The sequence below is a fragment of the Olegusella massiliensis genome (assembly GCF_900078545.1).
Classification (GTDB): Bacteria; Actinomycetota; Coriobacteriia; order Coriobacteriales; family Atopobiaceae; genus Olegusella; species Olegusella massiliensis.
Genome location: NZ_FLLS01000002.1, coordinates 772575 through 783958 on the forward strand (window position 1 = coordinate 772575; position 11384 = coordinate 783958).

General features: G+C 50.1%; 9 protein-coding genes. 2 read left to right on the forward strand and 7 right to left on the reverse strand.

What is annotated here, in order from left to right:
• Nucleotides 1–42: 42 nt before the first annotated feature.
• The 4 genes from ftsH to BN4314_RS03725 form a co-directional block, all read right to left on the reverse strand.
• Nucleotides 43–2109: an ATP-dependent zinc metalloprotease FtsH gene (ftsH, locus tag BN4314_RS03710; RefSeq protein ID WP_068539841.1), complete on the reverse strand. Its 2067-nt coding sequence runs from the start codon at nucleotides 2107–2109 to the stop codon at nucleotides 43–45.
• Nucleotides 2110–2170: 61 nt separating this feature from the next.
• Entirely contained in the window at nucleotides 2171–2722 is a 552-nt protein-coding gene (gene hpt / locus BN4314_RS03715; protein ID WP_021734775.1) for a hypoxanthine phosphoribosyltransferase, read from the reverse strand.
• Nucleotides 2723–2754: 32 nt separating this feature from the next.
• Nucleotides 2755–4335, reverse strand: a complete 1581-nt coding sequence (gene tilS, locus BN4314_RS03720) for a tRNA lysidine(34) synthetase TilS (protein ID WP_187369540.1) — start codon at nucleotides 4333–4335, stop codon at nucleotides 2755–2757.
• 130 nt (nucleotides 4336–4465) lie between these two features.
• Nucleotides 4466–4891 (reverse strand): Hsp20 family protein, encoded by a 426-nt coding sequence (locus BN4314_RS03725; RefSeq protein ID WP_021734475.1) that lies wholly within the window; start codon nucleotides 4889–4891, stop codon nucleotides 4466–4468.
• Between the two features lie 260 nt (nucleotides 4892–5151).
• Between BN4314_RS03725 and BN4314_RS03730 the strand changes: the two genes are divergently transcribed.
• Nucleotides 5152–5604, forward strand: coding sequence for a hypothetical protein (locus BN4314_RS03730; protein WP_068539843.1), 453 nt, complete (start codon nucleotides 5152–5154; stop codon nucleotides 5602–5604).
• Between the two features lie 71 nt (nucleotides 5605–5675).
• On the opposite strand, the gene BN4314_RS03735 is transcribed toward BN4314_RS03730, so the two are convergent.
• The 3 genes from BN4314_RS03735 to clpB all read right to left on the reverse strand — a co-directional run bounded on the left by BN4314_RS03735 (nucleotide 5676) and on the right by clpB (nucleotide 10066).
• A complete protein-coding gene (locus BN4314_RS03735) occupies nucleotides 5676–5918 on the reverse strand; it encodes a hypothetical protein (protein ID WP_021734596.1) in 243 nt (80 codons plus the stop codon).
• A gap of 12 nt (nucleotides 5919–5930) precedes the next feature.
• Nucleotides 5931–7352 carry a PASTA domain-containing protein gene (locus tag BN4314_RS03740; protein ID WP_068539845.1) on the reverse strand — a complete coding sequence of 474 codons (1422 nt, stop codon included), beginning with the start codon at nucleotides 7350–7352 and terminating at the stop codon, nucleotides 5931–5933.
• 107 nt (nucleotides 7353–7459) lie between these two features.
• Nucleotides 7460–10066 carry an ATP-dependent chaperone ClpB gene (gene clpB, locus BN4314_RS03745; RefSeq protein ID WP_068539847.1) on the reverse strand — a complete coding sequence of 869 codons (2607 nt, stop codon included), beginning with the start codon at nucleotides 10064–10066 and terminating at the stop codon, nucleotides 7460–7462.
• Between the two features lie 317 nt (nucleotides 10067–10383).
• Here clpB and BN4314_RS03750 point away from each other — a divergent pair, with 317 nt between their 5' ends.
• A complete protein-coding gene (locus tag BN4314_RS03750; RefSeq protein WP_082911156.1) occupies nucleotides 10384–11358 on the forward strand; it encodes a type I phosphomannose isomerase catalytic subunit in 975 nt (324 codons plus the stop codon).
• Nucleotides 11359–11384 lie beyond the last annotated feature (26 nt).

Sequence of the window (11384 nt, forward strand, 5' to 3'; positions counted from 1 at the left end):
TTTAGGGGTAGTTTTTTAGTTCCCTGATACGGCTCTACCTCGTTACACATCAGACCCGAGATTGGGCTCTGCCTCATGTGTATTGTCATCAGACAAAGCGTTGTTTTCAGGTTCGAGAGAATCATTTATGCTGGGTCCAAGATCACAATCAGAGTTTGAAGGGATTGCGGTAGTCGCCTCCTGAGCGGAGTACTCATCCCAAGTCCCTGCCAAAAGCGCATCCAATACGGGACCCTCAACTGTCTCACGCTCCAACAAAACCTCAGCCATTTGATCCATCTGTTTGCGGCGAGCACTTAGCACCGACGTTGCACGATCATGTGCTTCGCGCATGATGCGCTCCACCTCGTCATCAATACGCTTAGCTGTTTCCGCAGAGTAGTCCTGCTTGTCAGCTAAATCGCGACCAAGGAATACCTCATGTTGAGCCTCGCCAAATACCTGAATACCGAGCGAATCGCTCATGCCATAACGCGTTACCATGCTGCGTGCAAGCTTGGTTGCGCGTTCAATATCATTGCTCGCGCCTGTCGTGATGTCATCACAGAACAGTTCCTCAGCGGTACGACCGCCAAGCAGCGTTGCCAAGTCATCCAGCATGGCATTGCGCGTCTGCAGGAAATGGTCTTCCTCAGGAAGCTGCATCGTATAACCCAGCGCCTGACCACGGGGAATAATCGTAATCTTGTGCACAGGATTAGAGTTTTCCAGTACATGACCAACCAGCGCGTGTCCAGACTCATGATAGGCAATGGTTTTACGCTCTTGTTCGGTCATTACGCGCGTACGGCGCTCGGGACCAGCAATAACACGCTCCATAGCTTCCTGAATTTCTGACATACTCACCTGCTCTTTATGTAAACGAGCAGCAAGCAAAGCAGCTTCATTCATCAGGTTGGCCAAATCAGCGCCCGAAAAACCAGGGGTCAGCTTTGCGATGCGTTTGTAATCAACATCTTGAGCTAAGGGCTTATTGGCACCATGTACCCGCAGAATTTTTTCACGGCCAACGACATCGGGTCTGTCCACCGTCACCGTACGATCAAAACGCCCTGGGCGCAATAAAGCGGGATCCAAGACATCGGGGCGATTGGTCGCAGCAATCAAAATAACTGCGGTGTTGTCCTCAAAGCCATCCATTGCCACCAACAGCTGATTTAACGTCTGTTCGCGTTCGTCGTGTCCGCCGCCCAAACCAGCACCGCGCTGACGTCCTACCGCATCAATCTCGTCGATGAATACAATGGCAGGAGCTGCAGCTTTTGCCTGTTTAAATAAGTCGCGTACGCGGCTCGCTCCAACACCCACAAACATCTCAACAAAGTCCGAACCTGAGATGGAAAAGAAAGGTACGCCCGCCTCACCAGCAACTGCCTTGGCAAGCAGGGTCTTGCCTGTTCCTGGAGGTCCCACCAGCAGTACACCGTGAGGAATCTTGGCTCCCATTTTTTGATAGCGCTCTGGTTCCTTGAGGAAGTCACGAACCTCTTTTAGCTCCTCCACAGCCTCATCAATGCCTGCAACATCACTAAACTTCGTCTTGGGCCGTGACTCTTCTGTAGTGAGCGCTTTGGTCTGGCCAAATTGCATTGATTTGCTATTCTGGCTGGCAATTTGCCTCATGAAGTACACAAAAACTAGCACAAGCGCAGCCGTTGGCAACGCTGACACCAAAATCGTCTGAAACAGGGAGCCATCACTTGTATCAACCTTAAACTCCACTTTGGGATGCTTTTCCAGCAGATTGTTTAGGCTGTCAGCACCCACGTAGTAACTCTTAAACTGCCTCAGTTCCTTGGTGTTGCCTTTAGACTTTTTGCTGGAATGATACTTGCCAGACAGGCTACCGTCTTCTGTCTTGTAGGTAACCTCAACTACACGCCCATCCTTGACCGCAGCCACAAACTGACTGGTAGAAAGTGTTTCTTCTTTTGCTGCGGACCTCAGATTATTAAACATGCCAAAAGCAAGATATGCGCAAAAGGCCAACGCAACAATAAGATACGCGGGACTAATGCGACGACCATGGTGTGGGTCAGGCGTCCCATTAAACGGATCTTCTGGAAGGTTTGGCTCACGCGGATCGTCGGGGAAGTGATTTTCGGACACGAATAAATCTCCTTACTAAAACGCACCTGGGACTTTGTAGCAGCGCGTCCCAATGGTAAAGCTAATCGCCATAAACCTCGGGTTTGAGTACACCAATATAAGGAAGGTTACGATAGCGCTCAGCAAAATCGAGGCCATAACCAACAATAAATGAATCGGGCACATGGGTGCCTACATAGGTCGGAGCAACCGCAGGCTTTTTGCCCTCAATATCCTTAACCGCAAAGGTGGCAACACGCACTGATGCTGGATTGCGCGACTGCAACATACGAATCAGGTAGCTCAGCGTCAAACCAGAATCCAAAATATCCTCAACAATAAGGATATCCCGACCTTCAATCTTGGTATCAAGGTCCTTAACAATGCGCACAACGCCAGAGGACTTCACGCCATCGCCGTAACTTGACACAGCCATAAAGTCGACTGACAGCGGACACTCTATTGCACGAATCAAATCGGCGGTAAAAACAACCGCTCCACGCAGCACGGCCACCAACAAGGGGTTTTTGCCCTCATAGTCTTTGGTAATCTCGGCGCCCATGCGGGATACGATAGTACGAATATCATCCTCAGAAAGCAGAACGCTCTCGATATCAGGATGTTGCTCTGCCATGATTTCCTCCTTTGGCATGTGGTACTGCCACACTAAACCTGACTGCTCGGCAGGTCATCTGTTGCAATAATGTCCAATTCTAGCAGCTCACGCGTATGAGACGTGCAACGGACACGCTCATCCGCCCGTATACCCGCAATCCAAACAATCTGCCCTCTTGGACCTGTGCGCAAAATCGGCACGCTCGCTCGATCTGCAGCTGGAATCTTTGCTTCATTGAGCAGGTCAGAAAGCTTTTTTGACTGTCCATGCATTCCCAAAGGACAAAGCACATCCCCCGCGCTTGGAGCATCTACCCAAAGGCGTCCTCCCCGCTCAGGATCGACCCCACAGGCAGCAGCATCTAGCAGCACCGATGCACCAGCCCATTCTTTACCATGCGCACGCGCTAAGGCAACAGGATCCGCACCGCGCGGAACTGTGGCAAGTCGAGCCACCAGCGTACGCCCATCTGACACGTTCAAGATGCCACGCGCATCAGGCGCTGTTTTGATGACATGAGGAGAAGGAACCTCCAGCCAGGCAGCAAGCTCACCAGCCGCCTTAATACGACGCGTTCTCACAAAAAGCAGACCATATTCCACGCGAGCGTCAATGCCTTCTATCACCTGAACAGAGCCACTACCCGCAGCAACCAACTGTAGCAGCGCACTAATATGTCGCGCTTCAACACGTGCGCTTGGCGCTAAACGCACGATAAGCTGCTTGACCACACGGCGCGCAATCACCACTTCAGATGCCGCAAGTCTTCCTGCATCAAGCGCAATCATTCCATCAGCCTGCCTTCGCGTCAGTTCGCGCAACGCTCGTGCAGCCAGCTGGGACAAATATGCATCCTCATCAGACAAAATATCGCAGGTCGCAGCCAAAGTAGTACTCAGGCGCACATTCCGCTCCTTTGCTATAGGCAATAGCTTGTGGCGTACATAGGAACGCAAATAGCGCGTGTCTGCATTAGTCTTATCCTCGCGCCACAAAATCCCTTGCATAGTCAACAGATTGCAAAGCTCATCATGCTCAAAATCCAATAACGGGCGCACAATGCGGTTACGTCTGCGCGGAATAGAAGCAAGCCCTGCAGGGCCCGTTCCGCGCAATGCATTCATAAAGAATGTTTCAGCGCGGTCATCTGCGGTATGGGCCGTTAAAATTCGAGCAGCCGACCGAGGAGTTCCAGCCTTATCCGAAAGCATATTGGCAAGCTCTGCCGCTGCTGCATAACGCAACTCGCGCCCCGCATTTTCTACGTTGCCATCCCCCGCTGCAGCGAGCGCTGCAACATCAGCACGTCGCACCGTACAAGGAATCCCATAACGCAAGGCCAACTCGCAAACAAACTCTTCGTCCTCCTGTGCATCAATACCGCGCAATTGATGATTGACATGCAGCACATGGAGACGTTCCCGCGCAATATGCGCTTTGCCACGTCCATCAGCTATATCAAGTGTAGAGTTTGCCGCCAACACAAGCAGAGCAGTCGAGTCGGCACCGCCCGAGACCATGAGCACCACTGGTGCCTTTAAGTCGCTGAGCTCATCTTTCGGCATAGGTATCCCTTGCACAGCACTCCGCTTTGGGGTGATATCTGCATATCTGCTCGCAACGCTTGGCATCAACTCAACCTTTCTTTGCGTGGAAGTCCTAGTCTACTGAACTCGCCGCACACAAAAAACTCCACGCAAAAGAAAACGGCCCGAGACCAAATCTCGGGCCGTCCAACCACATTCAGTACACAATAAACATTTAGTCAATCGAAACTTTAGTGACGTTGTTTTGCTCGACCTGCTTGGGCACATTAATGGTCAATACGCCCTCGGCAAGCTTGGCACTAATACCTGCGGTAGCTGCGTCCTTAAGATATACCCCACGGGTTGCATGCCATTCGCTCGTTTCCTTGTGCAGATAATTCTTGGTCTTTTGCTCATCAGACTCTACATGGTTTACCGAAACCGAGAGGCGTCCTTCATTGAGCTCGACATCCACCTCGTCCTTCTTTACACCAGGTACATGAGCAGTTACAACGTACGCCTCGCCGGCATCCTCAACGTCCATCTTGAACACGCCATCATCGGAAGTTGTGGGCATCTTAAAGAGCTCATCCCAATCAGCAAACGGCCACATCGATCGAGCGAGTCTGTTGTAATTGTTGTAAGGAATCATGTTCGTCATGACAATCACTCCTTTTTACGTGCGACACAACACTTGCTGTGTCTTTGCTTGTCGTTATTAAGTATTCCCAGAACTGAAGTCTTTATACATCTAGACAAAGGTTTTCTTATCTACACATACGCAACAAATCTAAGTCTCTCTATATAAGATATCAAAATCTATCTTCTGAGAGCTTTATGCGGAGCAAGAATTTTGACTCAGAACTGCGCTAAAATGACGATGAATCAGCAACATCGGAATTCACAGCAAGAAGGGCGCATATGAGCGACCTCAAACAGATTTCCACCAATACATCTACTCCTGCTGGCAAGCAACCGCCCACTCCTGTTGCAGCAAACAGGCAGACCTCTGCACATCCTGCCTATGTCCGCCCCCATAAGCCTCATATCACTCAAGACGCTATCGATGATCTCAGCCAAGACGATGGTTTTAATGGGAATCGCAGCTATACGCACGACTCAAATATCACCGTGAGCGGTGCAACACCTTTTGCAGGCCGTTCTTATCGACGCTCACGCGCTGATATTGGCAAACTCAAGCAGGACTCACATTATGGTCAGTACCTACAAATTCCCAAAGGCAAGCGCTCAATTTTTGTATCACGTGAACAGGCTCGTCGTCGCAATTCAATCATTGCGATGGCCCTCATTGTGCTGGCCTTATTGGCTGTCATTGCCTTTGCCATCAAACTAATTGTGAGCAGCGTCCACTAAGCCAATCCTTCGCTGTCAGTGGTTAAGTAAGCACCCTGAAAGAGATAGGAGTGTAGCGCTCTTTCGACCTGCTAGCGCCATGGATCGCTTTGGAAGAGTGGTTCGGGTTCAGCTGGCCTATCTGAAAAGGGATCATATCCGTCATCATCTTCGTTTTCCGCACGTAGATAGCAAGAATTTTGCTCTTGAGGTAAGGATTCGGTGGCCTGAGAAGCAGGTTTTACAACGGAGTTTGCCATGCGTTTTGATATCGCTTCAGTGTTCGCAGTTTCAGGCTGTATCCCAGCTGATCCAGGTTCTTTTTCGCCTGTCATTTGCCAGTCCTCCTATGTATACATATCGACATAGGCTGCAAAGTCACAAATATTGCCGCCATTACCCGACATGTCATAATCACCATACAGACTCGTGGGTGCATACGTGACAACTACACGCACTTCATCGGAATCTTTCTTAACCTGAGCAATCAACACCGTCCAGGTATAATCGCCCTCGGTACCACTCATACAACTAAATTTACGGCCGTCCTTTTTTGGTAAGTCTTTAGCCTTAGATGGCAGGGTTATCGTATCTTCGGTGCAACTTGCACTAGCACTGCTCAGTCCACATTCAGACATGACTGCATAGATTGCATCACTATCCAAGCTCTTTGCCGAGCTTGGAATCTCCGAAGAGGCATACTCGTAGCGCACGCCACTAAAGTCTGCACCGCCCGAAACGACATCTCCTTTCGAGACATGGTTTTTATTGACGCTACCAGCCTCGCCGTGCCCACCGTCTTTGGAACCAGACGCATCAAGGTTATGGTCAAAAGGATCGGAACACAGTCTCAGATTTGACTGTCCATTGGAATACAGTGCCTGCGCATCACCACGAGCATCTATGTAACCGCCCTTATAAGCAAACCCCTGCATACCTAAAAACTCTGCAACATCACTCGGGCGATGGCGGAAATACTCCGCAAATTGCTTGATGCCTGAGGGATAAGGATAAGACACACTCAGTGTAACCTTGGTATCTTCTTTAATCTCGCTGCCTGCTTTAGGCTCAGTGGCAACAACACTGTGACCGTCTTTGTCTGATTTGACATAGTCTTTCTTATAAGAAATACCCATGTCATCAAGGGCCTTCATGGCCTGCTGTTCGGTTTTACCTACAAGGTCGGGCAGCGTACGTACCGTCGCGACAGTCAACTTAATCTCCTGATCGGAGGTAAAAGTTGTTCCTGCCTTTGGCTCAACCGCCAATACCCTACCTGCTTCTTTTGTAGAGGGTTGACGTAAAACTTTTATGTTGTTTGCACCAGCATCTTTAAGCTTTTGCTGCGCATCTTCCAGCCTCATGTCCACAAGCTCGGGCATCACGCGAGCTTCGCCAACCCAGATAGTCACCTCTGTGCCTTTTGCATGACGCTCGCCCGCAGGGGGCGTCTGCTCTACAACTAAACCAACGCCCGTATCGGTAACTTTTGTTTTTTCGTTTACCTTAAATCCCAAGTCAGCAAGCTGTTTTTTTGCTTTGTCTACTTTTTCATGGCGCACCGAAGGAATGGTATGGCCACCCCAAAGCTCTGCTCCATACGAAACAAAAGCGACAGTTGCAGCCAAAAGAACAGCAAGGAGCGAAAAAGCCACGGCCAAACGCTTGTGAGACTTTGTTCGCTGACGCTTGGCTTCGGCCTCAACCGTAATGTTGTTTACCTCGCGAATATGGGGGCGCACTGTTGTCTCATCATTGCTGTTATTCATTTTGTGCCTTCACAAATCGAGCCGCAGTTCGAATAGCTGCCATTTGACAACTATAACCGAGCTGCGGCTTTATCGCATAGCAGAGCATAACTAGAACAACACAGAACTTAAGATTTTGCGCTATCTCCCAACTTCTGTGCGACCAGTTTATCGCCCTCACCCACATCTATTTGCACGGTATCGCCCTCATGGAGCTCGCCTGCAATAATAAGGTTTGCAACGTTATCAACTACCTGTCGTTGAATCAAACGCTTCAGGGGACGCGCTCCGTAAATCGGATCCAGACCATCAAGAGCGAGCGACCCAACAGCGCGTGGAGTCAGTTGCAGTGTAATGCGCTCGTTGGCCAAACGCTCACGCACATCAGCCAGTTGGATATCAACAATTTTTTCAATATCGTCCAAGCCAAGCGCATGGAACATCACCACGTCGTCAATACGATTGAGGAACTCTGGCCTAAAGGTGGCACGCAAAGCCTCATTAACCTGACGTTGTGTCTCCTTGGGATCAGTAGTCGCATTTGCCTCTGCAATAAACTGGCTGCCCACGTTACTTGTCATGATAATGATGGTGTTTTTAAAGCTCACCACACGACCTTGTCCATCAGTTAGACGCCCATCATCAAGCACCTGCAACAACACATTAAAGACATCGGGATGGGCTTTTTCCATCTCATCGAGCAAGATAACCGAGTATGGCCGACGACGTACTGCTTCGGTAAGCTGTCCACCCTCGTCATATCCCACATATCCAGGAGGAGCACCAATCAAGCGCTGGACTGAGAACTTCTCCATATACTCGGACATGTCGATACGAATAAGCGCGCGCTCATCATCAAAGAGATTTTTTGCAAGCGCCTTTGCTAGCTCGGTTTTACCCACACCTGTCGGCCCAAGGAAGAAGAAACTGCCAATAGGCCTATTAGGATCAGCTAGACCCGCACGGCTACGACGCACTGCCGCGGCAACCGCAGATACTGCTTCATCTTGACCAACAACGCTCTTATGCAGTTCATCTTCTAGATGCTTGAGCTTATCCATCTCGCCTTGCATCATCTTGGATACTGGTACGCCAGTCCAGTTGGAAACCACCTCAGCAATCTCGTCAGTAGTAACTTCCTCTTTAAGCAGACCACCGGATTCTTGCTTGGAGGCAAGTGCTTGCTCTGCTTCTTCGTATTGGGCTTGGAGCTGCGGAATCGTGGAGTAACGCAGTTCGGATGCACGTGCCAAGTCACCCTCACGGGTTACCCGCTCCATCTCGCTGCGCGTAGATTCAATTTGTGCTTTGAGGTCCTGCACGCGGTCAATCGCCACGCGCTCGTTTTGCCAATCTGCTTTGACACTATCAAGTTTCTCACGTGCCTCAGCAATCTCGCGACGCAGGGTTTCCAGACGCTCTTTGGAAGCAGCGTCCTCTTCTTTCATTAACGCCTGTTCCTCGATTTGCATCTGAGTAAGCTGACGTTCCTGTGCATCAATATCTGCCGGCATACTGTCGAGCTCCATACGCAGGCGACTTGCAGCCTCATCTACGAGGTCAATTGCCTTGTCGGGCAGGAAACGCTCTGATATGTAGCGGTTAGACAAATCTGCTGCTGCAACTAAAGCTGCATCGGTAATACGCACACGGTGATGCTGCTCGTAACGCTCTTTGATGCCACGCAAAATCGAGATGGTATCTTCCACAGTTGGCTCGGACACCAACACTGGCTGAAAACGACGTGCTAGCGCTTGGTCCTTCTCGATGTACTTACGATACTCATCAAGTGTGGTTGCCCCGATAGCATGAAGTTCACCACGGGCAAGAGCGGGCTTCAGAATATTGCCCGCATCCATTGAACCTTCGGTCGCACCAGCACCCACAATGGTGTGCAGCTCATCGATAAAGAGAATGACCTTTCCATCACTCTTCTGTACCTCTTTGAGAACAGACTTCAAGCGGTCTTCGAACTCACCACGATATTTTGCACCTGCTACCAGCGCAGACATATCAAGCTCAACAAGATCTTTGTCCTTGAGAGTCGAAGGCACATCGCCCGTAACGATACGTTGGGCCAAACCCTCAACAATGGCGGTTTTACCAACACCAGGCTCACCAATGAGCACAGGGTTGTTCTTGGAGCGGCGGCTCAGCACTTGAATCGTGCGGCGAATCTCCTCAACACGACCAATCACGGGATCAAGTTTGCCCTGACGAGCAAGGTCGGTCACATTGCGTCCAAACTGCTCGAGCGCCTTAAGTTGGGGTTTTGAATCCTGCGAAGTCACTCGCTCATCCCCCCGAAGCTCATCGTACGCAGCCCGTACACGCTTGGCTGTTACTCCTGCTGTCTTGAGCACAGAACCAGCCGCATCCCGGTCATCACAAAGTGCAATGAGTAGGTGCTCAGTTGTTACATAAGAGTCACCCATTTGAGAGGCAAGCTTCTCAGCAGCGTCAAGTACTTTAAGCAGATTATTACCAATACTCATTTGACCGCCAGCACCAGTCACCTTGGGCTGACGTGCGATAGCGTCACTAACCACAGATTCAAGTTGTGTCGGATCAACGCCAATGCGCTCAACAATTGCTCTTAAATTTTGTTCATTGGAGTCCAGTAAAGCCTTCAGCAGATGAATCGACTCCATCTGACCTGCATCTGCATCCGCCGCGATACCCATCGCTGCCTGCAGCGCTTCTTGTGCGCTGACTGCCCATTTATCGATTCTCATATGAGCCTCCCTTTTGCCTTGCACCTGCCTCAGCTGCGACTTTTTTCGAGCTTACGTCAGCTCTTGGCACGTGCTTGAGCACCTCTCTGTTTATCGATGACAGTCTTCCCACTCAGACAGCATCCTAATCATATCTAAGTCTCTTTATATAAGATTTTCTAAACTTAATAATTTAGCTTTATGGATTCCGTCTTGAGCATATTTCTGCTTTTTATAAAATGCGCTACCGTGAAGAGGGAACGTGCAAATGAGCGGCAAGTCCCTTGGCAAGCAAAGCTCTGTGGCTCAGTTTTGACACGGCTGATAAGGAGTAAGCGATGCAGGAAATGATTCGTCTAAAACCGGCACTGGTAAGCAAAATCTGGGGCGGCACACGCCTTGGTAGTCCTGCGGCTGGACAGGACAATTATGGAGAAGCATGGACTCTTTCTGCCCGCGATGATTATCCCAGCATCGTGGACACAGGCAGCGATGCTGGCAAAACCTTGGTCGAACATCTTGTTGCACACCCAAGCGCTGCTGGTAGTAATGCTCATGTTATGGAAGCCTTCCCCACGCTCATCAAATTCATTGATGCCGCAAGCCCTCTGTCAATTCAGGTGCATCCTGATGATTCCTATGCCCATAGTCACGGTATGCCCTATGGCAAAACCGAAATGTGGGTCATTGTTGATGCCGACCCTGGTTCCTTTCTCTACCTAGGTCTTCGTGAGGACATGACCCCGAACGAGTTTGCTGCAGCTATTGCCGATAACAGCATCGAAGAAAAACTCAACCAGGTACCCGTCAAACCAGGTGATGTCTTCTTTATCCGTGCGGGCCTACTCCATGCAATTGGTGGTGGCATTTTGCTTGCGGAAGTGCAGCAAAATTCCGATACCACGTATCGCGTTTATGACTTTGGTCGTGTTGATTCCCACGGCAAGACGCGAGAACTCCATATCGAACAGGCAAAAGAAGTTGCTTTGCTCGAGCAACCCGGCTATTTAGGTGCACCTGTGCACCCCAGTGAAGTTGCTGGAGGTACCCGGCAACTCCTAGGCCAAGGCACGTGCTTTCGCACGGAACGCTGGATTTTAAACGATACAGCAGAGCTTCCCATAACCGATAAAAGCTATGTTGCATTGATGATGCTTAATGGCAACGCTCAGGCCAAGCTGGGTGAGCAGATTGAGCACATAAAGACTGGCGAAACCTGGTTTATACCTGCAGGTAATGCAACTGTGCACGTCACGCCTACAGATGGTGTCTGCACTCTCCTGTATGTATGTGTCCCCTCACAAGAGGCATAGTTCTGCTTGCTGGCGAAAAACTCTAG

What these genes read in the sequence shown, in the direction of transcription:
- hpt (WP_021734775.1), bottom strand. Translation starts at nt 2,722, where the DNA reads ATGGCAGAGCAACATCCTGATATCGAGAGCGTTCTGCTTTCTGAGGAT.
- tilS (WP_187369540.1), bottom strand. Translation starts at nt 4,335, where the DNA reads ATGCCAAGCGTTGCGAGCAGATATGCAGATATCACCCCAAAGCGGAGT.
- BN4314_RS03725 (WP_021734475.1), bottom strand. Translation starts at nt 4,891, where the DNA reads ATGACGAACATGATTCCTTACAACAATTACAACAGACTCGCTCGATCG.
- BN4314_RS03730 (WP_068539843.1), top strand. Translation starts at nt 5,152, where the DNA reads ATGAGCGACCTCAAACAGATTTCCACCAATACATCTACTCCTGCTGGC.
- BN4314_RS03735 (WP_021734596.1), bottom strand. Translation starts at nt 5,918, where the DNA reads ATGACAGGCGAAAAAGAACCTGGATCAGCTGGGATACAGCCTGAAACT.
- BN4314_RS03740 (WP_068539845.1), bottom strand. Translation starts at nt 7,352, where the DNA reads ATGAATAACAGCAATGATGAGACAACAGTGCGCCCCCATATTCGCGAG.
- clpB (WP_068539847.1), bottom strand. Translation starts at nt 10,066, where the DNA reads ATGAGAATCGATAAATGGGCAGTCAGCGCACAAGAAGCGCTGCAGGCA.
- BN4314_RS03750 (WP_082911156.1), top strand. Translation starts at nt 10,384, where the DNA reads ATGCAGGAAATGATTCGTCTAAAACCGGCACTGGTAAGCAAAATCTGG.